The sequence below is a fragment of the Streptomyces tatrensis genome (assembly GCF_049310065.1).
Classification (GTDB): domain Bacteria; phylum Actinomycetota; class Actinomycetes; order Streptomycetales; family Streptomycetaceae; genus Streptomyces.
The window spans coordinates 1744081-1768823 of record NZ_JBMDLB010000007.1 but is presented as its reverse complement, the minus strand read 5'-3'; the positions used below and the strand labels follow the sequence as shown (position 1 = coordinate 1768823).

Sequence of the window (24743 nt, the reverse complement as noted above, 5' to 3'; positions counted from 1 at the left end):
GCAGGACCGGACCCGCGGCTACGACCACAGCACCGTCCCCACCCACGCCCCCACCACCAGCAGGCACGCGAACAGCTCCACCAGCACGCTCGTCCCCACCGCCCGCATCACCGCCCGTACGGACGTCCACGCCTCCCCGTGGCTGCCCAGGCGGCGCCGCTCGCAGAGGTAGATGCCGCCCACGAAGCCGGGGACCGTGCCCACGACCGGGAGCAGCACGAAGCCCAGTACCGCGCCCACACCCGCGTACACCACCATCCGGCGGGTGACGCCGACCCCCCGGAGCCGCCGCGGGGGCAGCAGCCACTTCACCACCTGCACCACCAGCAGCAGCGCCGTCGCGCCCGCCAGCAGGCCCCAGGCCACCGACGTCCGTTCGTGCAGCGCCCACCACAGGAGGCCGGCCCAGACGAGGAGGGTGCCGGGGGCGCCGGGGACCAGTACCCCGAGCAATCCGAGCACCAGCACCAGCCCCACCAGCAGCAACTGGGGCAGCTGAGGCAGATCCATCTGCTCAGCCTGCCCGGCCCGGGGCTATCGGGCCACCCAGCCCCGTTCGTACGCGTGCCAGCCGAGCTGGAGCCGGGTCGTGACGCCCGACAGCTCCATCAGGCCCTTGACCCGCCGCTGGACCGTCCGCAGGCCCAGTTCCAGATGCTTCGCCACGCTCGCGTCCGTCATCCCCGCCAGGAGGAGGGTGAGGATCTCCAGGTCCGTGGCGTCGGGTCCGCCGTCGGACTCCTCCGGAGCCCCGGTGGAGCCCAGCCGCAGCGGGAGCGACTCCCGCCAGACCGCCTCGAAGAGGCCCATCAGGGACTCCAGGAGTCCCGACGCGTGCACGACCAGCGCCGCCGGCTCCGCGCCGCGCGCCGTCAGCGGGACCATCGCGAGCGACCGGTCCGCGATGACGAGTTTGGTCGGCACCTCGGCCGTCACCCGGATGTGCTCGCCGCGCGCCAGCGCCGTGGACGCCTCGCGGATCCCGGTCGGCAGGGTGAGCACCTCCCGTTCGATGACCACCCGGTACGAGACCCCCCGTACGGCCGCCCGGTCCTCCGCCTCGTTGTCCGTCCCCGTCACCACCTGCGGCCGGCCGCTGACCAGCGCGAGCACCTCCTCCACCGCGCCGAGCTGGAGCTGGTGGAAGCGGTGGGCCACCGCGCTGGCGCCCGTCACCACCTCCACCAGGTCGTGCACGGCGGGCTCGGTGGCCTCCGCCCGGTACTCCTCCGCCAGCAGGGCCGCCGCCAGCTCCGCCTGCTCCAGCTCGTGCCGCTGCTGGGTGAGCAGGGCGCCCAGGGCCACCCCGGGCGGGGCCGCCACCCACCGGCCGGGCCGGGCGGAGGACTGGGCGGCGAGCCCGTGGCGCTCCAGGTGGCGCAGGGTCCGTTCGGTCTGCTGCACCGGCAGCGTCAGCCGGTGCGCGAGGTCCGGTATCTCCGCCGCCCCCAGCGCGACCAGCGCGCGGTAAGCGGACTCCTGTCCTTCGTCGAGTCCTATCGCACTCAGCAACCCGTCCACCCAACCCTCTCAGTGCCGTTCCTGGCGGGAAGCGGCCACGGCGCAAACCCGCCGCGGACATCATCGCCGCACCCCCTGCCCCTCTGCCAAGGTGGCGCCACCGCAGCACCAACATCCGCTGGCCAGAAGCCATTTACGCGGCGTTATCGCCGTGCAATGCAGTAGTTGGCCGGAATTCACCTGGGGAGAGCGATGCGCCCGATATCGCGTACGGCACTGGGAGCGGCCATCGCGGCCGTCCTGGCCGTCACGGCCGTGGGCCCGTCCACGGCACAGCCGAGCGACGGAGCGTCCGGAGCAGGGACCGGCACCGAGAAGAGGCCCCTCACCGGGAGCGAGGCCGCCGCCCGGCAGCCCACCGGACCTGTCACGGTGACCCTGGTCACCGGTGACCGGATCCTGGTGTCCACCGACGCGGCGGGCCGCACCGCCGCCACGGCGATGCCCCGCGCGGACGGCTCGCAGCCGATCGTGCAGACCCGCCAGGCGGGCAAGGACCTCTACGTCTACCCCGAGAGCGCGATCAAGGCGCTCGCCGCGGGCAAGGCCGACGAGGAACTCTTCAACGTCACCGGCCTGATCCGGCAGGGCTACGACGACGCGCACGCCAAGAAGCTCCCGCTGATCGCCGTGTACGAGGGATCCGCGGGCCTGGCGCGCAGCGCCCCGCCCGTTCCGGCCGGCGCCGAGCAGTCGCTGGTCCTCGGCTCCATCGGCGGCGTCGCGCTCGCCGCCGACAAGGAGAAGGCCGCCGACTTCTGGGCCGACGTCACCGGGGCGAACATCAACCCCCACGCACGGTCGGCCGCCACACCCCGGCTGAAGAAGCTGTGGCTGGACGGCAAGGTCCAGGCGAACCTGGAGCGTTCCACGAAGCAGGTGGGCGCCACCGCCGCCTGGGCCGCCGGATTCGACGGCGCGGGCACCAAGGTCGCCGTCCTCGACACCGGCACCGACCTCGAACACCCCGACCTCAAGGGCCGGGTGGCCGAGGCGAAGAACTTCACCGACTCGGACACCGCCGAGGACCGCCAGGGCCACGGCACCCACACGATCTCCACCGTCGGCGGCTCCGGCGCCGAGAGCGGCGGGGCGAAGAAGGGCGTCGCCCCCGGCGCGCAGCTGCTCAGCGGCAAGGTCCTCAACGACTACGGCTACGGCCTGGACTCGTGGATCATCGCGGGCATGCAGTGGGCCGTGGACAGCAAGGCCGACGTGATCTCCATGAGCCTGGGAGACCCCTCCCAGCTCTCCTGCGACGACCCGATGGCCGCGGCCACCGAGGCGCTGGCGCAGAGCAGCAACGCCCTGTTCGTCATCGCCGCCGGCAACTCCGGCCCCGGCAACAACACGGTCTCCTCGCCCGGTTGCGCGCCCAGCGTGCTGACGGTGGGCGCGGTGGACCGCGACGACAAGACGGCCTCCTTCTCCAGCCGCGGTCCGGCGGGCCTGAACCACACCCTCAAGCCCGAGATCGCCGCCCCCGGCGTCCAGATCTCCGCCGCCGCCGCGGGTGGCCGCGGGGTGTACGCCTACCAGTCGATGTCGGGTACCTCGATGGCCACCCCGCACGTCGCGGGCGCCGCCGCCATCGTCAAGCAGCGCCACCCCGACTGGACCCCGCAGCAGATCAAGGCCGCGCTGGTCGGCTCCGCCAATACCGCGGTCCCGGGCGACGTACGGGAGACCGGCGGCGGGCGGCTCGACGTCAAGGCCGCCATCGACACCACCGTCACCGGCGCCCCCGCGCTCCAGGGCGGCACCTTCAACTGGCCGCAGGACCGCAGCGACCGCACCGCGGTCTCGGTCCCGTACACCAACACGGGGACCAAGCCCGTCACGCTGAACCTCTCCGTCGAGAAGGTCACCGGCAACGACGGCTCCGCCGTCCGCAGCCAGGTCGCCCGCCTGGACCAGCGCACCGTGACCGTCCCGGCCGGCGCCACCGTCAAGGTGCCGCTCGCCCTGGATCCCGCCGCGAAGCTGGAGCGCTCCCAGTACGGGGACGTCACCGGCCGCGTCGTCGCCTCGGCGAAGGGCGTGCGCGTCTCCACCCCCTTCTCCCTCTACGTGGAGCCGGAGACGGTCACCCTGCGCGTCAAGCTCCTCGACCGCGCGGGCAAGCCGGCCGCCGGACCGTCCTCCCTGGACGTGATCGGCACCGACGACGCCACCGGTGAGCGCCGCTTCAACGAGGGCGCCGCCGACCAGGTCTACCGGGTCCGCCCGGGCTCGTACTTCCTCTCCGCCTTCGTCGGCACCCCCGACGCCGGCGAGAACCCGGGGATGTACGACTCGCTCAGCTATCTCGGCCGCCCGCAGACCGAGATCAAGAAGGACACGGTGATCGTGCTGGACGCCCGCAAGGCGGCCAGGCTGAACATCGCCACCGACAAGCCCACCGAGGCGCGCGCCACCACCCTCGCCTTCTCCCGCTCCTGGGGCCAGGAGGGCTGGCAGCATGCCGGCACCGCCATGGGCGGCCGCACGATCCGCGGCTACTACGCCTCGGTCGACGGCACGGCCAGGGAGGGCGACTACGAGTTCGGCAGCTACTGGCGGGCGGCGGCTCCGCTGCTCTCCGAGCTGAAGGCGAGCGGCGGTCAGGTGCTGCACCCGATCACCGCCTCCACCGGCAGCGACAACCTCGACGGCGCCGGTAGCGCCCCGCTCGTCGGCGCGGGCTCGGGCACGCCCGAGGAGCTCGCCGCCGTCGCCGCCAAGGGCGCGGTCGTCCTGGTCAAGACGACGGACGAGGGCTCGGCGTACGAGATCGCGGGCAACGCGAAGGCGGCCGGAGCCAAGGCCGTCCTCGTCCACCGCGACGCCCCCGGCCGCTGGCAGGCCTTCACCGGCTACGCGGGCGGCTCCCTCCCGATGCTGACCGTCGAATCGGCCGAGGGCCAGGCCCTGCTGGCCGAGCTCGCCAAGGGCCCGGTCACGCTGAGCTGGAAGGGCAGCGCGAAGAGCCCGTACGTCTACAACCTGGCCCAGATCGAGAAGGGCCGGGTCCACGGGGACCGCACCTACCGGGTGCGCGACCGCGAGCTCGGCGCCGTCGAATCGGCCTACCAGTCGATGGGCGTCGCCGCCGACTTCATCGACGTGACCGGGGCCTTCCGCCCGCTCGGCAACGCCGTGTACTTCGGCTCCATCGACACCGTCGCGGTACCGGGCAAGCGCACCGAGTACTACTCCGCCGGGGACACCGCCTGGGACCACCTGGTCTCCAGCAGCTTCCCGTGGGGCGAGTTCATGACCGACCAGCACCGCACGTACAAGGCGGGCTCCAAGCGCGCCGAGAGCTGGTACGACGGGGTCATCGGCCCGGTGGCGCCGCGCGACACCGCGGGCAAGGAGCAGCTGGCCGCCGAGCGGCAGGGCAACCTGATCGGCTTCGCCTCCGCCATGTGGGGCGACACCGGGCACTACGCGCAACAGGGCTCCTTCGGAGACCTCGGCAACGTCTCGCTCAAGCGCGACGGCGAATCGCTGGGCGACACCGGCTACCCGTTCGGGGTCTTCGAGGTCCCGGCCGGCGAGGCCACGTACGAGATGACCCAGTACCTGGAGAAGTTCGGCCAGCCGGCCCGTACCTGGCAGCGCTCCTCCGGGATCCAGACCACCTGGACCTTCCGCTCGAAGCTGGACGCGGCGCAGTACTCGCAGGCGCTGCCGGTCATCTTCCCGCGGATCTCCGCCCCGCTGGACGGCATGAAGACCCTGGCCGCGGCCAACGGCCAGCAGATCGGACTCGGGGTCAGCGGGCACGCGGGCTACGCGCCGGGCGCGCTCAAGTCGGCCAAGCTGTCGTACTCGTACGACGAGGGCGGCAGCTGGACCGAGGCGAAGGTGAGCGAGCGCGGCGGGCAGTGGACCGCGACCGTGGACCACGCCGGGGCCGCGGGCAAGCAGGTCATGCTCAAGGTCGAGCTGACCGACGCGAAGGGCGCCACCGTCACCCAGATGGTCGCGCGGGCGTACGACATTCGGTAAGTCGTACGACACGGAGCAGGGGGGCCCATCGGACGGCGGTCCGATGGGCCCTCCTTTTTCGCTGCCCTCCCTGCTCTCGCTGCTCTCCCTGCCCTTTTTCCGGCGTTCGCCGGATTTCGGCTGCGCCGGAGCCCGACAATGAGGGCCATGAGTCAGCGGGACGCGGGCGCGGATGACTGGTGGCAGAAGCTCTACGAAGACCCCGACGCGGGACCGGAACCCGACCCCCGGGACACCCTGGAACACCGCTTCCGCTCGGCAGCGGTCCTGGTGGCCCCGACCCCGGTACCCCACCCCCGCAGGGACCCGGTCCCCACGACGCCGGACGCGCCTGAGGTCACGGTGGCTGTGCCGGATTCCGGGGTGACGGCGGAGGCGGGACCTCCGGTCCCCGCACCCCGGCCGGCCCCCGAGGCCACGCTGCCCGTGCCGGACCCTCGGCCGGTGGTGGAGGCCGGTCCGCCGGTTCCGGATCCAGGGCCGGAGGCGGAGCCGTACGCGCCCGCTCCCGGAGCGGTGTCCGCGGCGGAACCGGAGCCGCCCGTGGCGCTCTCCGGACCGGCGGCGGAGCCGGGGGCCTGGCCGGAGAACGCGTACGGCGGCTCGGCGCTGCCGCCTCCCCGGGACCCCCGGGAGGGCGGCCAGACCTGGTACGCGCTCGGCAGCGTCGCCGTCCCGCCCGCGCTGCCCGCCGAGGACTCGGGGGAGCCGTCCGACTGGAGCTGGGGCCTACGGGACGAGACGCCCCCAGCGGCTGCGCCCCCGGAGCCGGCCCCGGCAGGCACCGGCAACGACCCCGACGCCGCGTACACCGAAACCGGCCACCAGGGCCCGGCAGCCCCGGCGGGATCCGGAACGGAACCGGCCACCCCGGCAGGGTCCGGGCCGGCACCGGCGACCCCGGCGGCATCCGGCCCGGCTCCGGCCACCCCGGCAGGGTCCGGGTCGGCACCGGCCACCCCGGCAGGGTTCGGCCCGGCTTCTGGTGCGGGCCGCGAAGGCGATCCGTGGACGGGCCCGGACAGCGACCCACCGCGGGGCCCCGCTTCCGGGTCCGGCCTGGGCTCTGGGCCGGCTCCAGCTTCCGGCCTGGGCTCTGCTCCGGCTCCGAGCTCCGACGTTGGTTCTGCTCCGATTCCGGGGCCGAGGTCCGGCCCCGGCTCAGATCCCAGGTCCGGCCTTGCCGCCGGTCCGGGGTCCGGCCCGGGCTTCGGTCCCGGTCCCGCCCATGACGCCGGCTTCGGCCCTGGGTCCGCCTCCGACACCGGTCCCGCCTCCAGTTCCGGTGCCGGCTACGGCCCCGCCTCAGGTTCCGATCCCGCTTCCGGTTCCGGCCCTGTTCCGGGGCCTGGCTCTGGGCCGGGTTCTGGTCCCGTGCCCGGTTCCGGCCTTGGCGCGGGGCCTGGTGTCGCCTCAGGTCCCCGTTCTGGCCCGGGGGCCGGGTCCGGGTCCGGGGGCAGTCATGGTGACGGCTCAGGGGTTGCTCCGGGGGCCGGGTTGCGGCCCGGGCTTGTTTCGGGTCCTGACCTCGGTACCGGGTTCGCCCTGGGTTCGCATCCCGGGTCCGGGGCGGGCTGGGGTGCCGCTCCCGTGTCCGGGGACGGGGACGGGGACGGCGGCGGGTCGGGCTCCGGGTACGGGGCGCCGGGCGGGGTGGCAGGGGACGACGCCGGTGGCCCGGGAGTCGTCCCGGAGGCACAGCATGGGGCCGGCGGGCCATGGGCAGGCGCCGGGGCCCTGCCGGGCGTCGGCGAGGGTGCCGTTCCGGAGGCCGGGCCGGAGGACAGGGCCGGGGGCGGGGTTTCCGGGGGGCTGCGGCCCGTGGTGGCGCATCTGGGGGACCGGCCGCCCACCTACGCCGCGGAGCCCATCGCGTTGCCCGCCGCCGATCCGGCCGGGCTCGCCGCGCTGACCCCGGACACCGTGCTGGAGGGGGCCCAGTACGGCGGCTACACGCTGCGCGCCGCCTCCGTGCGCGGGGACTCCGCCCGGTTCCGGGGCGAGGCGCGGCGGGACTTCCTGCTCACCGCCCGCTTCGGCACCGGCCCCGACGCGCTGGTCCTGGTCGTGCTCGCCGGTGGGGACCGGGCCGCGCCCGGAGCCGCCGAGGCCGCCGCCGAGGTGTGCCGCTCGGTCGCGGGAGCCGTCGGGCGGAGCCAGGAGCGGCTGTCGCAGGACATCAGGGACGGCCGGCGCGAAGCCCTGCGCTCGGGGCTCCAGCGGCTCACCGACCGCGGTTACGGCCAGCTGCGGGCCCGCGCCGCCGAGCGGGGGCTCCCGGAGGACGGCTACACGGCCGGGCTGCGCGGGCTGCTGCTGCCGGTCGACCCAGGCTGCCGCACCCGGGTCTGCTTCGGCGCGGGCGCGGGCGGGCTGTTCCGCCTCCGGGACGGACAGTGGCGGGACCTGGAGGACCCGGGACCGGCGTCCGGCGACCCGGCCGCGTTCCGCTTCCGGGCCTCCGTGGCCCGCCCCGGGGACACCCTGCTCCTGTGCTCCGGGGGCCTCGCGGACCCCATGCGCGAGGAGGAACCGCTCTCCGCCGAGCTCGCCGACCGCTGGGCCGACGCACCCCCGCCGGGCCTCGCCGCCTTCCTCGCGGACACCCAGCTCCGCCTCAAGGGCTACGCCGACGACCGGACGGCCGCCGCGGTCTGGGAGGCGTAACCCGGCGGATCATGCGTGGATGGGAGGCGCACCTGGCAGAGCCGAACCGGAAAGGGCGCCCCCTCCATGGCCAAGCAGAACGTGGCGGAGCAGTTCATCGACATTCTCGTGCGCGCCGGCGTGCGCCGGATGTACGGAGTCGTCGGGGACAGCCTCAACCCCGTCGTCGACGCGATCCGCCGCACCGGCGGCATCGAGTGGATCCAGGTCCGCCACGAGGAGACCGCCGCCTTCGCGGCCGGCGCGGAAGCCCAGATCACCGGTTCCCTCGCCGCGTGCGCGGGCTCCTGCGGCCCCGGCAACCTCACCTGATCAACGGCCTGTACGACGCCCAGCACTCGACGGCGCTGGTCCTATCCGCTGGGCGTCGTACAGGCCTAAAGCGAGATCGGCCTCGGCTACTTCTACGAGACCCACCGATTCAGCTGCAGCGAGCTGATCTCCAACCGTTCCTGTGCACCGTGCAGGAGCCCTGCACAGCGGCACGCCCCGAACGGTCTTGGGCGCACTGGGTTCCGGCTTTCGCAGTCCGGTCGGCGACACGCATCCTGTGCGTGGTCCATTCCGGGAGGTCCGGTTCCCTAGCGACCTGGCCTGGAGGCACGGCCAGAGGCGACGGGGAGGCCCTGAACCATCTCGCTGGTGGAGCAGGGGCCCCGCACGCTGGCACCGCACCCGGCGTCCCAGATCGCACCAGCGACGTTACCCGACAGGGGGTGACCCCTCGCAAGCCTCCAATCCGACAACCACCCAATCGAGCTAACACCCAGCTGCCGGCCTCGGAGACGTCGGCATGAGCGGGCTGCTCGGCTACGGCGCGGCCTACGAGGCCACCCACGAGTGCGACCTGCTGATCCTGCTCGGCACGGACTTCCCGTACAACGCCTTCCTGCCCGACGACGTCAAGATCGTCCAGGTGGACATCCGGCCCGAGCACCTCGGCCGCCGCACCAAGCTGGACCTCGCGGTCTGGGGCGACGTGCGCGAGACCCTGCGCGCGCTGAACACCCGGGTGAAGGCCAAGACGGACCGCCGGTTCCTCGACCGGATGCTGAAGAAGCACGCGGACGCCCTGGAGGGAGTGGTGAAGGCGTACACGCGCAAGGTGGAGAAGCGCACGCCCATCCACCCCGAGTACGTCGCCGCGGTCCTCGACGAACTCGCCGACGAGGACGCCGTGTTCACCGTGGACACAGGCATGTGCAACGTATGGGCGGCGCGCTATCTTTCCCCGAACGGAAAGCGCCGCATCATCGGCTCCTTCAGCCACGGCTCCATGGCCAACGCCCTACCGCAGGCCATCGGCGCACAGTTCACCGATCGCGGACGTCAAGTGGTGTCGATGTCCGGCGACGGCGGTTTCTCCATGCTGATGGGAGATTTCCTCACCCTGGTGCAGTACGACCTCCCCGTCAAAGTGGTCCTCTTCAACAACTCATCTCTCGGCATGGTCGAGTTGGAGATGTTGGTTTCCGGCCTTCCTTCGTACGGAACGACGAACAAAAACCCCGACTTCGCGGCGATCGCCCGCGCGGCGGGCGCGTACGGGGTCCGGGTGGAGAAGCCCAAGCAGCTCACAGCGGCTTTGAGGGACGCTTTCAAGCACAAGGGACCCGCTCTGGTGGATGTGGTCACGGACCCCAACGCCCTGTCGATTCCACCGAAGATCAGCGCTGAAATGGTGACCGGATTCGCACTTTCGGCCAGCAAGATCGTGCTGGACGGAGGGGTGGGCCGGATGATCCAGATGGCGCGATCCAACCTCCGTAATGTGCCGCGCCCTTGAGGCCGGATGCGTGCGGATTCCCCCCGGGGGCATGCATCCCGTAGGCCTGTTCGACCGGCGGGCCGTCGGGCAGCGGGGACATGTGGGAGGTACATCGCCGTGCGGGTGGGGGCGAAGGCCGGAAAGCTGTGGCGGAGAGGGCGGCCGGTGCCGCGCGAACCATCGGCCGAGGACGGGACGGCGGTGGACGCGTCGGGGATCACCCGGAGCGTGCGCCGGGCCGATCTCAAGGCAGTAGGGGAAGTCCGGAGGGATGTGAGGGAGTTGATGCGCCACCGGTGCAGGGCCGAGGCCGCCGAGGTGGCCGAGCTGCTGATCACCGAACTCGTCACCAACGCCCTCGTCCACACCGATCAGGGAGCCGAGGTCTCCGCGACGCTCGCCGCCGACAGGCTGCGGGTGGAGGTCCGCGACTACGCCGCCCGCCGGCCCCGCCCGCACGTACCGTCCGCCGACGACGGTACGCACGGCAGGGGGCTGGTACTGGTGCAGTCGCTCGCCGACGCCTGGGGCGTGGACGCGCTCGGGCTGTCGCTCGGCGGCGGCAAAGTGGTGTGGTTCGAGCTCGACGGGGCGAAGGGGGCGGAGTCCGCCTGAGTGATCGGGCGGACCCCGCGCAGTGGATCCCGGACGGGGCCGTGCCCGTCAGCGGGTCATCCGAACTGCTGCTCCAGGTCCTTCAGTTTGCGTTCCAGCGAGTCGAGCCGGGGGAGCGTCTGCGTGTCGTCCTCGGCGGTGAGGTCCACCGTCCGAGGGCCGATGGCCGTGTCGGACGTGTCCGCCATGTCAGCCGTGTAGTGGGGTTCGGTTCCGCTCACGGCCTGCAGGGAGGGCCGGCGCCGTAGGGGCAGCTGTCCGGTTTCCGCTATGGCCGGCTCCGCGCCGACCGGCGCGGAGCCCGCTCCGGGGGCCAGCCCCGGCGCCTCGACCTGACGGGCGCGGGCCACGCGCCCGAACGCCCGGTTCTGCCGGCCGAGCGCCTTGATGTGCGCCCGGTCCAGGCGGTGTTGCTCCCGCCGGCGGTGCCGGTCGTTCTCCTTCTCCTTCTTGTCCTCGCGCACCTCGTCCACGGCCTCGTCGAGCGTGCGGACCCCCTCCAGCAGCATCAGCGACCACGCACCGAAGGTCTCCCGCGGTGCCCGCAGCCAGCGGACCATCCGGATCTGCGGCAACGGCCGTGGAATCAGGCCCTGTTCGCGCAGTGCGGCCCGGCGGGTCTGCTTCAGCGCACGGTCGAAGAGCACGGCCGCCGAGAGAGACATGCCGGAGAAGAACTGCGGAGCCCCGTCGTGGCCGAGGCCGCGCGGGGCGTGCACCCAGTTGAACCAGGCGGCGGCTCCCGCGAACAGCCAGACCAGCATGCGCGAACCGAGGGCCGCGTCGCCGTGGCTGGCCTCGCGGACGGCGAGCACCGAACAGAACATGGCGGCGCCGTCGAGACCGAAGGGGACCAGGTACTCCCAGCCTCCGGTGAGGTTGAGGTTCTGCCGGCCGAAGCCGACCAGCCCGTGGAAGGAGAGTGCCGCGGCGACCGCCGCGCAGCAGAAGAGCAGGACGTAGGAGGCGGTCCCGTAGATGGCTTCCTTGCGCCGCCGCCGCTCCTCGCTGCGCTCCCAGCTGTCCTCGGCCACCGCGGCCTTCTCGCCTTCGCGCTTGCCCCGGGCCAGTACCGCCACTGCCGCAAGTACGCCCAGGATCAGCAGGCTGCCGGGCAGCAGCCAGTCCAGCGATATGTCGGTCAGTCTCATGCGGTTGTCCCTTGCCTCGCGTATGCGGCTGTTCGGCTTGTGGCCGGTGCGGCTTTCCGGGCGCCATAGTGGCGCAGCCGGTGAGCCGTACACGCGGGTTTCGGGGCAAGTGGACGCCAACGGGGGGCGGAGCCCGCCGGATAGGGTGTTGCGGATCGAACTCTTGGCCGTGTGGGTCGAGTTGAGTTCGATTTGCGTCAGCCGGACGGGTGGGTTGAGCCGGCGGAGGCGGCGGCGCGGAAACTCGGTGGCGGCCGTACGGCCGGGTGGGTGACACTGACCGACCGTCGGCGCCGAGGCTGCTGCCGCGGTCCGCACCGTCTAGGAGACCCATGGCGAGCAGGTTCACCGAGTTGAGCGTCGACTGCCACGATCCGGGGCGACTCGCGGCCTTCTGGTGCGAGGTCCTGGACGTCAAGGTGATCGACCGGCGCGAGGACATGGTCGAGATCGGCTCCTGGGTGCCGACCGTCGAGGACATCCGGGCCCGTCACATGCCGCCCACCCTGGTGTTCGTCCGGGTGCCCGAGGGCAAGGACGCGAAGAACCGGCTGCACCTCGACGTCAGCCCGATCGACCGCAGTACCGAGGACGAGGTGACCAGGCTGCTCGGCCTCGGCGCCACCCGGGCGGACGTGGGCCAGGGCCCGGACCGGAGCTGGGTGGTCATGGCCGACCCCGAGGGGAACGAGTTCTGCGTACTGCGCACCCTGGCGCCGTAGTGGCCCTGGCGGCGCAGCGCCTCGCCGCAGCGCCTCGCCGTAGCGCCGCAGCGCCGTAGGGCGGGGTCGGGATTCTCAGCCGTCGGCCGTCAGGCGGGCCACGCGGTCCTCGTCGCACGTGCGGGGGCAGGTGACGCAGGTGTCGTCCGGGCGGATCGTGTAGAAGAAGCAGCAGCTCGCCCGGTCACGGGTGGGCAGCTCCCGGCCGTCCGGGGCCTCCAGGGCGCGGAAGCCCGCGCCTCCGGTGTACGGGGCGGTCGCGCCGGGGAAGAGCCGGTCCAGCTCGCGCACGGCCCGCTGCTCCTCGGCTTCGCCGAGCAGGTTGGCCACGTACCAGAGGCTCTCGACCACGTCGTCGGTCACCATGCCCCACAGGGCGCGCCGCCCGCGCCGCATCCGGGGGCCGAAGCCCTCCATGACCGGTTCGAAGTGCTGGGCCACCGCAGCCCGTACCTCTGCGCGCAGCGCGTCCTCGTCGGGCACGACCCGGGCCCCGGGGAGCGCTGCCGCCGGGTCGTCCGGCAGGCAGGCGAAGGAGCGGACGCGTACGGCCATCCGGCCGTCGGTCCGGTGGAAGGACACGGCCTCCGGGGGCAGGAGCGGCACGCGCCGGTCCAGGAACCAGGGGGCCGTGAACAGCAGGCAGGCCTCCCACGCGTACCGGTGCAGTCCGAACCCCGCCACGACGTCCGGCCGGCCCGGGCGCCCGTAGTCGCGGAGGATCTGCGCCTCGTCCCACGCGAGGAACGCCTCCAGGGGCTCGCCGCCCGCCGCGAGCTCGTCCGCACCGACCCACCCCACACCGCGAGGGGAGGGTTCGTGCGGGGCGAGCTCGGTGACGCGCAGGCCGCCGTAGGCCCCGGTCAGCCGCGCGTAGGCGTCCGTCAGGGGAGAGGCGGTCGGGGTGGGGGTGTGTACGGGGCGTGCGAAGCGGACGCTGCCCTCGGCGGGCGCGACGGCCGTGACGGTCATGGCGAACCCCGAATCACGCGATCGTTAACAGGTAAGCCTTACCTTACCTGATCTCCGTGGGGTGTGGGAAGGCGGGCTATCCTTCGGGGCAGGTCGAAACCCGTGGAGGACCGAGTGCGCGATACGGCCCGAGCCCGGGTACCGGAGCAGCAGGACCGCAAAGTGGTACGCCACTCCGTGCGGGGGCAGATCCTCGACGCCCTGCGCGCGGCGCTGGTCGCGGGCGAGCTGGCGCCGGGGGAGATCTACTCGGGGCCGGCCCTGGGGGAGCGCTTCGGGGTCTCCGCGACGCCCGTGCGCGAGGCGATGCAGCAGCTGGCGCTGGAGGGGGTCGTCGAATGCCTCCCGAACCGGGGCTTCCGGGTCCTGACCCGGACCCCGGGGGAGCTGGCGGAACTGGCGGAGGTCAGGGCGCTGCTCGAGGTCCCCGTGATGCTGCGGCTGGCCCGGTCGGTGCCGGCGGGGGCGTGGGCCGCGGTGGTGCCTGCGGCGGCGGAGGCGGAGGCGGCGGCGGCCGCGGGGGATGCGGCGCGGTATGCCGACGCGGACCGGGCGTTTCACCGTGCGGTGCTCGCGCTGGCGGGCAACGGCCAGCTCCTCCTGGTGGCGGAGGGCCTCCACCGCCGCTCCCAGTGGCCCCTGCCGGGGCCCCGGCGCATCCGGCGCACGGACCTCGTCGCGGACGCGGCGCAGCACGTGGCGATCCTCGCGGCCCTCTCCGCGGGCGCCCTCCCGGAGGCGGAATCCCTGATCCACGCCCACTTCACGTCACCCTGACCGACCTGTGGCTGCGGGTGGGGCCGGTGCCGGGGGCGGGGTGGGGTGTCGGCCTGGACTGCATGATTTAGGCGCCCTGTGTGCGGCTTCGACGGTGATGCCTTGTAGCGCGCCACAAATCACGCTTTACGTCCAGGCCAACACCCCACCCCGCCCCCGTCCCCGTCCCGGCGCCGCCGCCAACGTGCCCGACCGGGCGAGAATCCAGCCCCGCCGGTGGTGGGGCTTTCAGGCTCGGGGGCTCTTCAGCCGCCGGGGTTTGATCTTTTAGCCGTCCGGCGTTTGAGGACCAGGGTCTGGGGCGGAGCCCCAGGGGTCCGGGCGTAGCCCGGGGCCCCGCTTTCAGCCCGTCCGGCGTTTGAGGACCGGGTCAGGGCAGAGCCCTGGGAACGGTGGAAGGGCGGGTAGGGGACTTCGCCCCGCAGGGCCGAACCCAGCCGCACCCGCCCACCGGGCCCCTCGACGGGACGGCGGTGGCGATGACCCCGCCCGGCCGCCGCCGGACGGAGTTCGGCGCAGCGGCGTGAAGCCGGTGAGGCCCGCCAGGGCCGCACCGTGCGAGGGGCGCGTCAAGAAGGTACCGGGTGGAGCTGGTCCGCCAGCCAGGTGGGGATGCCGCCCAGGAGGTGGAAGAGGCGGCGGGCCTCCGCGCGGAGGCGGGCGGCCTCCGGTTCCGGTTCGGCTTCGGCCAGGGCCGCGAGCGCCGGGGCGGTGCCGACCAGGAAGCCCAGGTCTTCCCGGATGCGGAGGGACTCCGCGAAGCCCTTGCGGGCCTCGGCGACCTCCCCGTCCCGCAGGGCCAGCGCCGCCAGGTGCCGCCAGGTGAAGGACAGGAGGAGGGTGTCGCCGTGGGCCAGGGCGCCCGCGTGGGCCCGCCGGTACGCCGGCAGGGCGGAGGAAGGCGCGTCCGCCAGGTGCTCGGCCACCAGGCCCCGCCGGAAGTCCAGCAGCGGCCGGGTGCGCGACCCCGGAGACAGCAGCGCCGCCGCCCGGCCGAGCGCCGAACGGGCCTCGTCGGCCCGGTCGCGTACGCCCAGTACGGTCGCCGCGTACGCCAGGTGACCGCGCTCGCACGCGGCCGCGCCCCGGTCGTCGTCGTCCTGGGAGACGGCTTCGGCCACCCGCAGCGCGTCCTCCGCCTCGGCCCAGCCCTGCCCCGTGAAGAGGCAGCGTTCGACCAGCAGTCCGGTCCGCTGCACCGCGGCTCCGGCATCGTGCAGGTGCGGCGTCAGCAGGGCCGCCGCGTCGGTCCAACAGCCGCGCGAGCGCAGCCGCCATATCGCCCGCTGGAGGGGGTCGTCTCCCCCGATAGTTCCGGCACTGGACATGGCGGTATCCGCCACATTGCCCTCCCCAAAGCAACCAAGCAGCACGTCGTTGAGCCCTGGGGCGAAATGAGAGCACGGATCGGCAGGTTCGGCCAAGGGGTCGGGTGAACTCTTTCACAAAGTCCGGACGGATCATCAGTCGCCCCCGCCCGGCCTCCAGTCGGCCTCCACTCGGTCCCGACCGGCCCCCGGCCGGTCGGCGGTGGATCTTCTCAGCTCATCCGCAGTGCCAGGAAGAAATCGAGCTTGTCCTCGAGCCGGGAAAGATCCCGCGCCGTCAACTGCTCGATTCGCCCGACCCGGTACCTCAGCGTGTTGACGTGGAGGTGCAGCCGGGTCGCGCAGCGGGTCCACGAGCCGTCGCAGTCCAGGAAGGCTTCAAGGGTGGGGATGAGCTCCGCCCGGTGGCGGCGGTCGTAGTCCCGCAGCGGGTCCAGCAGCCGGGCCGTGAAGGCGCGGCGGACGTCGTCCGGGACGAACGGGAGCAGCAGGACGTGCGAGGCCAGCTCGTGGTGGCCGGCCGCGCAGACCCGGCCCGGACGGGCCGCCGCGACCCGGCGGGCGTGCCGGGCCTCTTCCAGGGCCCCGCGCAGGCCCTCGGCGGAGGACACGGCCGCGCTGACGCCCAGGGTGAGCCGGCCGTCGTCGGCGAGTCCGGCCGCCAGGGGGTCCCGTACGGCCGCGAGCAGCGTTTCCGCGTGCAGGGCGGTGTCGGGGCCCTTCTCCTCGCCGGGTTCCCCGGCGGGCGCGGGCAGCGGTACGAGGGCGATCGCCTCGTCCCCGGCGTGCGCGACGGCGATCCGGTCCGAGGGTTCCGGCCCGGAGACCGACGGGTCCACGAGGATTTCTTCCAGCAGCGACTGGGCTACGGGGCCGCCGGCGATGTCGCCGCCGTCCCAGTCCACCCGGGCCACGACGACCTGCCAGTGCGGGGCGGTGCCCAGCCCGGGCAGCAGGACCGGCGCGGCCACCCGCAGGCGGGCGGCGATCTCGGCGGGCGGAGCGCCCGTCTGGACCAGCTCCAGGACCTCCTGGGCCAGGCGGCGGCGCACCGTACGGGCCGCGTCGCGGCGGTCCCGCTCGACCGCGATCAGCTGGGTGACGCCCTGGAGCAGGTCGAGCCGCTCGGCCGGCCAGTCGCCGGCGTCGGCCTCGACGGCCAGCAGCCAGTCGGAGAGCACGCTCTCGCGGACGTCCCGGGCCGCCGGACCTGCGGCGCCGCGCCCGTGTCCCCTGATCGGGAAGAGGGAGTAGGTAATACCCTGGAGGGAGATCCGGTGCGGTCCCCTGCGGCCCGTCCGGACCGCCGCGAGGTGCTCGCTCGCCAGTGCCGCGCAGATGCCCGGCGCCAGCGGCTCGCCCGCCCCGGCGATCTGCCGGCCCGTGGGCGAGAGCACCCAGGCCCGGAGATCGAGGTCCGTGGTGAGCAGATCGAGCACCACATCGGGTCCGCCGCCGGCCGGACCGGAGGTCATGAGCCGCCGATGGCGGTCCACGACGGCCGCGAGGTCCCCGGCGCGCTCTCCCGACACCTGCCGCACCACGTACTCGGTGATGGTGGCGAATGCAACGTCTTCGTTTACAGCGAACAACGGCAGACGGTTGCGCAGACACGCCGAGACGAGGTCGTCGGGAATATCACCCAGCTCCGCCTCGCCGGCCGCGAGCCCGGCCACGCCGGCGCTCGCCAGGATTCGTACGAACGGCTCGGAGTCGGCCGAATTTCGTCTCCAGGCCAGGCCAGTGAGGACCAGCTCCCCTCCGGATAGGTATCGGCTGGGATCCCTCAGGTCGGTCGTCATGACCCCGCGGACCGTCCGGTCGAGTTCTTCCTCGCCGCCCAGCAGCCGCAGCCCCAGCGCCTCGGTTTCCAGCAGTGCGCGCAGCCGCATGATGTCGCCGCCGATCTGTCTCGAATGTTGCCGTTGGAAATCGGGCAGGTCGTCGCATCCTGCCTTTCATACGAATCTACAAGACGAGGGAGGTCCCCAGCCAACTCCTTCATGGTTTCGGTGACTGCACCCGGGGGACGGATGGCCGCTGTACTGAGTCCACACCGCGTTAACAGCACGTGAACGACCAGTCGAGGGCCCAACGGCCTCCTGGCTTGAAGTGAACGACACGATGAAGAAGAAGAGAGCCGCACATGGACTTCCTTCGCCCCGCCAGCTGGGAGGAGGCGCTCGCCGCTAAGGCCGAGTTCCCCACAGCTGTGCCGATTGCGGGTGGCACCGATGTGATGGTCGAGATCAACTTCGACCACCGTCGGCCGGAGTACCTCCTGGACCTGAACCGCATCGGTCTCCTGCGGGAGTGGGAGGTCGGCGAGGACGTGGTACGTCTGGGCGCCTCCGTCCCGTACACGCAGATCATGGAGAACCTCCGCACGGAGCTTCCGGGACTCGCGCTCGCCTCGCACACGGTCGCGTCCCCGCAGATCCGTAACCGCGGCGGTGTCGGCGGCAACCTCGGTTGCGCCTCGCCGGCCGGCGACTCGCACCCCGCGCTCCTCGCGGCGGGCGCCGAGGTCGAGGTGGAGTCCGTACGCGGATCCCGCCTGATCCCGATCGACGAGTTCTACACCGGCGTCAAGCGCAACGCGCTGGCCGCCGACGAGCTCATCAAGACCGTCCACGTCAAGAAGGCGGACGGCCCCCAGCAGTACTCCAAGGTCGGCTCCCGCAACGCGATGGTCATCGCCGTCTGCGCGTTCGGCCTGGCGCTGCACCCCGAGACCCGCACGGTCCGCACCGGTATCGGTTCGGCCGCGCCGACCCCGATCCGGGCGAAGGCCGCCGAGGAGTTCCTGAACGCCGCGCTCGAAGAGGGCGGCTTCTGGGAGTCCGGCAACGTCATCACCCCGTCGATCGCCAAGCAGTTCGGTGACCTCGCCTCCGGCGCGGCCAACCCGATCGACGACGTCCGCGGCACGGCGAAGTACCGCCGCCACGCGGTCGGCATCATGGCTCGCCGCCAGCTCGTCTGGACGTGGGAGCAGTACCGCGGTTCGAACAACGGCCGCTCGCTTGAAGGGGCTGCGTAATCATGCGCGTCAATTTCACTGTCAACGGCCGTCAGCAGGAAGCCGACGACGTCTGGGAGGGCGAGTCCCTTCTCTACGTCCTGCGCGAGCGCCTGGGCCTGCCCGGTTCGAAGAACGCCTGTGAGCAGGGCGAGTGCGGTTCCTGCACCGTCCGTCTCGACGGCGTGCCGGTCTGTTCCTGTCTGGTCGCGGCCGGTCAGGTCGAGGGCCGCGACGTCGTGACCGTCGAGGGCCTGGCGGAGTTCGCCAAGCAGCGCGACGAGCACGGCCACGGCGGTGCCTGCGGCACCGGCGGCGGCTGCGGCGGCAAGGGCGGCGTCACCCTGGACGCGGCCAAGCAGTGGCAGGCCAAGCCGGGCGACTCGCAGACCGGCGAGGGCGTCGAACTCTCCACCATCCAGCAGGCGTTCATCGACGCCGGCGCCGTCCAGTGCGGTTTCTGCACCCCGGGCCTCCTGGTCCAGGCGGACGCGCTGCTGGAGGAGAACCCCTCCCCGTCCGACCAGGACATCCGTGAGTCCCTGTCCGGCAACCTCTGCCGCTGCACGGGCTACGAGAAGATCCTCGACGCGGTCCGCCTCGCGGCCGCCCGTCAGTCTGAGGCGGTCTGACCATGGCCCAGAACACGCGCACGGCCCCGGCGGGTACGCCGACCAACGTCACGCAGAAGCACACCAAGGGCGGCATCGGCGAGTCCACGCTGCGCCCGGACGGCACCCTCAAGGTGACCGGAGAGTTCGCGTACTCCTCGGACATGTGGCACGAGGACATGCTGTGGGGCCAGACGCTCCGCAGCCCCGTGGCCCACGCCGAGATCGTCTCGATCGACATCTCCGAGGCCCTGGCGATGCCGGGTGTCTACTCGGTGCTGACGTACGACGACCTGCCGGCCGAGATGAAGAACTACGGCCTCGAGATCCAGGACACCCCGGTTCTCGCCCACGGCCGGGTGCGTCACCACGGTGAGCCGGTCGCCCTCGTGGCCGCCGACCACCCGGAGACCGCCCGCCGCGCGGCCGCCAAGATCAAGATCGACTACCGTGAGCTGCCGCTCGTCACGGACGAGGCCTCCGCCCTCGCCGAGGGCGCGCCGCTGATCCACGAGGGCCGCGACGACCACCACATCGGTCACGTCCCGCACCCGAACATCGTGCACCGCCAGCCGATCATCCGCGGCAACGTGGAAGAGGCCCGCAAGCGCGCCGACGTCATCGTCGAGGGCGAGTACACCTTCGGCATGCAGGACCAGGCCTTCCTCGGCCCGGAGTCCGGCCTGGCCGTGCCGTCCGAGGACGGCGGTGTCGAGCTGTACGTCGCCACCCAGTGGCTGCACTCGGACCTCCAGCAGATCGCCCCGGTCCTGGGCCTGCCGCCGGAGAAGGTCCGCATGACGCTCTCGGGCGTCGGCGGCGCGTTCGGTGGCCGCGAAGACATCTCGATGCAGATCCACGCCTGCCTCCTGGCCCTGGCCACGAACAAGCCGGTCAAGATCGTCTACAACCGCTTCGAGTCCTTCTTCGGCCACGTGCACCGTCACCCGGCGAAGCTGTACTACGAGCACGGCGCCACCAAGGACGGCAAGCTCACGCACATGAAGTGCAAGATCGTCCTGGACGGCGGCGCGTACGCGTCCGCTTCCCCGGCGGTCGTGGGCAACGCCTCCTCCCTCTCGGTCGGTCCGTACGTCCTGGAGGACGTGGATATCGAGGCGATCGCGCTCTACACGAACAACCCGCCCTGTGGCGCGATGCGCGGCTTCGGCGCCGTCCAGGCCTGCTTCGCCTACGAGGCCCAGATGGACAAGCTCGCCGCGAAGCTGGGCATGGACCCGGTCGAGTTCCGTCAGCTCAACGCCATGGAGCAGGGCACGATCATGCCCACCGGCCAGGTCGTGGACGCTCCGGCGCCCGTCGCCGAGCTGCTGCGCCGGGTCAAGGCCCGTCCGCTCCCGCCGGAGCGCCAGTGGGAGACCGCCGGCGAGAGCGCGGACGTCCGCGCGCTGCCCGGTGGTCTGTCGAACACCACCCACGGTGAAGGCGTCGTCCGCGGCGTCGGCTACGCGGTCGGCATCAAGAACGTCGGCTTCTCCGAGGGCTTCGACGACTACTCCACCGCCCGCGTGACCCTCGAGGTCATCAACGGCGAGGCCGTCGCGATGGTCCACACGGCCATGGCGGAGGTCGGCCAGGGCGGCATCACCGTCCACGCGCAGATCGCCCGTACCGAGCTGGGTGTCACGCAGGTGACCATCCACCCGGCCGACACGCAGGTCGGCTCCGCCGGTTCCACGTCCGCCTCGCGGCAGACGTACATGACCGGTGGCGCCGTGAAGAACACCTGTGAGGCCGTCCGCGAGGCGGTCCTGGAGATCGGCCGGCGCAAGAACGGCTCGTACCACCCCGCGTGGGCGACCGCCGAGCTGCTCCTCGAAGGCGGAAAGGTCGTCACGGACGGCGGAGAGGTCCTCGCGGACCTGGCCGACATCCTGGAGGGCGAGGACGCGATCGACATCGAGCTCGAGTTCCGCCACGCCGCGACCGAGCCCTTCGACCTGGTCACCGGCCAGGGCAACGGCCACGTCCAGTACACCTTCGCCGCGCACCGCGCGGTCGTCGAGGTGGACACCGAGCTCGGCCTCGTCAAGGTCGTCGAGCTGGCGACCGCCCAGGACGTCGGCAAGGCCCTGAACATGCTCTCCGTGGTCGGCCAGATCCAGGGTGGTACCACCCAGGGCCTGGGCGTCGCGATCATGGAAGAGATCATCGTGGACCCGAAGACCGCGAAGGTGCGCAACCCCTCCTTCACGGACTACCTGATCCCCACCATCCTCGACACCCCGACCATCCCGGTCGACGTCCTGGAGCTCGCCGACCCGAAGGCCCCGTACGGCCTGCGCGGCATGGGCGAGGCCCCGACCCTCTCGTCCACCCCGGCCGTCATCGCGGCGATCCGGGCGGCGACCGGTCTGGAGATCAACAAGACGCCGATCCGTCCGGAACTGCTCACCGGCACGCTCTAGGACGGCTGGTCCGGGGGCCGCGAGGCCCCCGGACCCCCCCAGATTTCCGGGCGGTGTGACACGGGAACGTCACACTTCCAGCCGCACCGCCCGGAGCACGAAGTCCGGAGTCCTCAGCACCGCACCGCTCGCGGTCAAGTTTTCACCGGAAGTACCCCGATATCACCCCCGGTCACACCACCTACCCCCGGTGTCACCAGCAGTACCAGCCGTACCGCAGAACCCACGCAGTACCCGCAGTACACGCAGTGCACTATTTGCGTCGCCTCGGGCCGTCACCCCGGGTCGTGCAGCCAAACGCGTTTTCCCAAATCCCGTGTCTCCAATCTTTATGCGGGTGCCCCTTTGAACCTTGGGAGTTAGGCACCATGACCCAGTCCTCTGTGGAGCCCAAGACCAGTGCGGAGGAGGCCGGAGACGGCTCTCCGACCCCCGCCGGGCAGTCTTGGCTCGACCGGTACTTTCACATCAGCAAGCGCGGATCCAAGGTCGGCAACGAGGTTCGTGGCGGTATCACGACCTTCATGGCCATGGCCTACATCCTCCTGCTGAACCCCCTGCTCCTTTCGGGCAAGGACGTCGACGGCACCACGATGGCCGCCTCGGCGATCATCACCGCCACGGCGTTCGCCGCGGCCGTCACGACGCTCCTCATGGGCTTCGTCGGCAAGGTCCCGCTCGCGCTCGCCGCCGGCCTCTCCGTGTCCGGCGTGCTGGCCTCGCAGGTGGCCCCCCAGATGACCTGGCCGCAGGCCATGGGCATGTGCGTGGTCTACGGCGTCGTGATCTGTCTCTTGGTCGTCACCGGCCTCCGAGAGATGATCATGAACGCGATACCCCTCGCGCTCAAGCACGCCATCACCATGGGCATCGGCCTCTTCGTCGCCCTGATCGGCTTCGTGAAGGCGGGCTTCGTCGGCAACGGCGGGGAGTTCATGCCCCCCGTCCAGCTCGGCGCGACCGGTGAGCTCTCCGGCTGGCCCGTGCTGCTCTTCGCGGTCACCCTGGTCGCCATCTTCATGCTCCAGGCCCGCAAGGTGCCCGGCGCGATCCTGATCGGCATCGTCGGCGGCACCGTGCTCGCCGCGATCCTCAACGCCATCGTGGACATCGACCCGAAGGCCTGGAAGAACGGCCCGCCGGAGCTCACCGGCTCCGCGGTCTCCGCTCCGGACTTCTCGCTCTTCGGTGACGTCTCCTTCGGCGGCTGGGGCGACGTCGGCTACATGACGGTCGGCATGATCGTCTTCACCCTGGTCCTGGCCGGCTTCTTCGACGCGATGGCCACCATCATCGGCGTCGGCACCGAGGCCAAGCTCGCCGACGACAAGGGCCGCATGCCGGGCCTGTCCAAGGCCCTGTTCATCGACGGTGCCGGTGGCGCCATCGGTGGCATCGCGGGTGGCTCCGGCCAGACCGTGTTCGTCGAGTCCGCCACCGGCGTCGGTGAGGGTGCCCGCACAGGTCTCGCCTCCGTCGTCACCGGCCTCTTCTTCGCCGCCTGCCTCTTCTTCACCCCGATCACGCAGATCGTCCCCGGTGAGGTCGCCTCCGCGGCCCTGGTGGTCATCGGCGCGATGATGATGCAGAACGCCCGCCACGTGGACTGGGCCGACAGCTCGACCGCCATCCCGGTCTTCCTGACCGTCGTGATCATGCCCTTCACGTACTCGATCACCGCCGGTGTCGCCGCGGGTGTCATCTCCTACGTCGCCATCAAGCTGGCGCAGGGCAAGGCCCGCGAGATCGGTGCCTTCATGTGGGCGCTGACCGGAATCTTCCTGGTCTTCTTCGCACTGCACCCGATCGAGGGCTGGCTCGGCGTCGGCTGAGCCGACTGATCCGATCCGTACCGAAAGCCGCACCCTCCACGTATCCGATACTGGAATCTGAACCCCTCCGAGGAGGCCCCTCATGCTGGATATCGCCGAAGAATTGAACCGGTGGGTCGAGCAGGGACGCGATTTCGCCGTCGCCACGGTCGTGGCGGTCGGCGGGAGCGCACCCAGGCAGCCCGGAGCGGCCCTCGCCGTCGACAGTGACGGCACGGCCATCGGTTCGGTCTCCGGTGGATGCGTGGAGGGTGCGGTGTACGAGCTGTGCCAGCAGGCGCTCGAAGACGGCGAGACCGTCCTGGAGCGCTTCGGGTACAGCGATGACGATGCCTTCGCCGTCGGTCTGACCTGCGGCGGAATCATCGACATCCTCGTGACCCCGGTCCACGTGGGCTCTCCCGCACGGGAGGTGTTCGCGGCCTCGCTGGCCGCCGCCGCCCGCGGGGAGGCGGCGGCGGTCGCCCGGATCGCCGAGGGCCCGGCCGAGCTCATGGGCCGCGCCGTACTCGTCAGGGGCGAAGGCTCCCACGAGGGCGGGTTCGGCGGTCACCCCGAGCTGGACCGCGCCATCGCCGACGAGGCGCGGGCCATGCTCGAGGCCGGCAAGACCGGCGTGCTGGAGATCGGTGCCGACGGCCGCCTCTGCGGAGAGCCGCTCAAGGTGCTCGTCGAGTCCAGTGTCCCGCCGCCCCGGATGATCGTCTTCGGGGCCATCGACTTCGCCTCCGCCCTGGTGCGGATCGGCAAGTTCCTCGGCTACCGGGTGACGCTGTGCGACGCCCGGCCCGTGTTCGCCACGAAGAAGCGTTTCCCCGAAGCGGACGAGATCGTGGTCGACTGGCCGCACCGCTATCTGGAGGAGCAGTCCTCCGCCGGTACGGTCGACGCCCGCACCGTCCTGTGCGTCCTCACGCACGACGCCAAGTTCGATGTCCCGCTCCTCGAACTGGCCCTCAGACTTCCCGTCGCCTACGTCGGCGCCATGGGCTCCCGCCGCACCCACGAGGACCGCAACAAGCGGCTCCGCGAGGTCGGTGTGACCGAGCTCGAACTGGCCCGGCTGCGTTCCCCGATCGGCCTGGACCTCGGGGCGCGCTCCCCGGAGGAGACCGCGCTGTCCATCGCCGCCGAGATCGTCGCCAACCGGCGCGGCGGCACCGGCGCGGCCCTGACCGGCGCGCACATCCCGATCCACCCGGACGTCGCGAACACGGTGATCAGCAGGATCGGTTCCGTCGCTTGAAGAGGTGACGGGCTGTAACACGGTGTGGAAGGGCGCAACCCCGTTGGGGGTTGCGCCCTTTCGTTGTTCCGCCTATTTTACCGGCC

At 72.0% G+C, this 24743-nt stretch carries 16 protein-coding genes and 1 pseudogene; 11 read left to right on the top strand and 6 right to left on the bottom strand.

What is annotated here, in order from left to right; translation table 11 throughout:
• Positions 1 to 18: 18 nt before the first annotated feature.
• Both ACODT5_RS11630 and ACODT5_RS11625 read right to left on the bottom strand, forming a co-directional pair.
• The gene (locus ACODT5_RS11630) at positions 19 to 510 is read right to left on the bottom strand and encodes a DUF456 domain-containing protein (protein ID WP_422519088.1); all 492 of its coding nucleotides are present in this window, start codon (positions 508 to 510) and stop codon (positions 19 to 21) included.
• A 24-nt stretch (positions 511 to 534) separates the two neighbouring features.
• Entirely contained in the window at positions 535 to 1512 is a 978-nt protein-coding gene (locus ACODT5_RS11625; protein WP_422519087.1) for a helix-turn-helix domain-containing protein, read from the bottom strand.
• Between the two features lie 201 nt (positions 1513 to 1713).
• Between ACODT5_RS11625 and ACODT5_RS11620 the strand changes: the two genes are divergently transcribed.
• The 4 genes and pseudogenes from ACODT5_RS11620 (at position 1714) to ACODT5_RS11605 (ending at position 10567) form a co-directional block, all read left to right on the top strand.
• Positions 1714 to 5517 (top strand): S8 family peptidase, encoded by a 3804-nt coding sequence (locus tag ACODT5_RS11620; RefSeq protein WP_422519086.1) that lies wholly within the window; start codon positions 1714 to 1716, stop codon positions 5515 to 5517.
• Positions 5518 to 7338: 1821 nt separating this feature from the next.
• Positions 7339 to 8184: a protein phosphatase 2C domain-containing protein gene (locus tag ACODT5_RS11615; RefSeq protein ID WP_422519085.1), complete on the top strand. Its 846-nt coding sequence runs from the start codon at positions 7339 to 7341 to the stop codon at positions 8182 to 8184.
• A 66-nt stretch (positions 8185 to 8250) separates the two neighbouring features.
• Positions 8251 to 9970: pseudogene (locus ACODT5_RS11610) on the top strand (thiamine pyrophosphate-dependent enzyme).
• Positions 9971 to 10180: 210 nt separating this feature from the next.
• A complete protein-coding gene (locus ACODT5_RS11605; protein ID WP_422519631.1) occupies positions 10181 to 10567 on the top strand; it encodes an ATP-binding protein in 387 nt (128 codons plus the stop codon).
• Between the two features lie 56 nt (positions 10568 to 10623).
• Here ACODT5_RS11605 and ACODT5_RS11600 read toward each other — a convergent pair whose 3' ends face one another.
• Positions 10624 to 11718 carry a DUF2637 domain-containing protein gene (locus ACODT5_RS11600; protein WP_422519084.1) on the bottom strand — a complete coding sequence of 365 codons (1095 nt, stop codon included), beginning with the start codon at positions 11716 to 11718 and terminating at the stop codon, positions 10624 to 10626.
• A 332-nt stretch (positions 11719 to 12050) separates the two neighbouring features.
• Between ACODT5_RS11600 and ACODT5_RS11595 the strand changes: the two genes are divergently transcribed.
• Entirely contained in the window at positions 12051 to 12440 is a 390-nt protein-coding gene (locus tag ACODT5_RS11595) for a VOC family protein (protein WP_422519083.1), read from the top strand.
• A gap of 75 nt (positions 12441 to 12515) precedes the next feature.
• On the opposite strand, the gene ACODT5_RS11590 is transcribed toward ACODT5_RS11595, so the two are convergent.
• Positions 12516 to 13412 carry a (2Fe-2S)-binding protein gene (locus ACODT5_RS11590; RefSeq protein WP_422519082.1) on the bottom strand — a complete coding sequence of 299 codons (897 nt, stop codon included), beginning with the start codon at positions 13410 to 13412 and terminating at the stop codon, positions 12516 to 12518.
• A gap of 102 nt (positions 13413 to 13514) precedes the next feature.
• Here ACODT5_RS11590 and ACODT5_RS11585 point away from each other — a divergent pair, with 102 nt between their 5' ends.
• The gene (locus ACODT5_RS11585; RefSeq protein WP_422519081.1) at positions 13515 to 14189 is read left to right on the top strand and encodes a GntR family transcriptional regulator; all 675 of its coding nucleotides are present in this window, start codon (positions 13515 to 13517) and stop codon (positions 14187 to 14189) included.
• Between the two features lie 569 nt (positions 14190 to 14758).
• Here the strand turns inward: ACODT5_RS11585 and ACODT5_RS11580 are convergent.
• Positions 14759 to 15532, bottom strand: coding sequence for a hypothetical protein (locus ACODT5_RS11580; RefSeq protein WP_385367682.1), 774 nt, complete (start codon positions 15530 to 15532; stop codon positions 14759 to 14761).
• A 197-nt stretch (positions 15533 to 15729) separates the two neighbouring features.
• A complete protein-coding gene (locus ACODT5_RS11575; protein ID WP_422519080.1) occupies positions 15730 to 17409 on the bottom strand; it encodes a PucR family transcriptional regulator in 1680 nt (559 codons plus the stop codon).
• Positions 17410 to 17663: 254 nt separating this feature from the next.
• Here ACODT5_RS11575 and ACODT5_RS11570 point away from each other — a divergent pair, with 254 nt between their 5' ends.
• The 5 genes from ACODT5_RS11570 (at position 17664) to ACODT5_RS11550 (ending at position 24657) form a co-directional block, all read left to right on the top strand.
• Positions 17664 to 18560 carry an FAD binding domain-containing protein gene (locus tag ACODT5_RS11570; protein ID WP_243338754.1) on the top strand — a complete coding sequence of 299 codons (897 nt, stop codon included), beginning with the start codon at positions 17664 to 17666 and terminating at the stop codon, positions 18558 to 18560.
• Positions 18561 to 18562: 2 nt separating this feature from the next.
• Positions 18563 to 19171, top strand: coding sequence for a (2Fe-2S)-binding protein (locus ACODT5_RS11565; protein WP_422519079.1), 609 nt, complete (start codon positions 18563 to 18565; stop codon positions 19169 to 19171).
• 2 nt (positions 19172 to 19173) lie between these two features.
• Positions 19174 to 21579: a xanthine dehydrogenase family protein molybdopterin-binding subunit gene (locus ACODT5_RS11560; RefSeq protein ID WP_422519078.1), complete on the top strand. Its 2406-nt coding sequence runs from the start codon at positions 19174 to 19176 to the stop codon at positions 21577 to 21579.
• A 368-nt stretch (positions 21580 to 21947) separates the two neighbouring features.
• Complete coding sequence (locus ACODT5_RS11555; RefSeq protein WP_422519077.1) at positions 21948 to 23411, top strand: NCS2 family permease; 1464 nt, start codon at positions 21948 to 21950, stop codon at positions 23409 to 23411.
• A gap of 82 nt (positions 23412 to 23493) precedes the next feature.
• Positions 23494 to 24657 (top strand): XdhC family protein, encoded by a 1164-nt coding sequence (locus ACODT5_RS11550; protein WP_422519076.1) that lies wholly within the window; start codon positions 23494 to 23496, stop codon positions 24655 to 24657.
• The last annotated feature ends 86 nt before the right edge of the window (positions 24658 to 24743 follow it).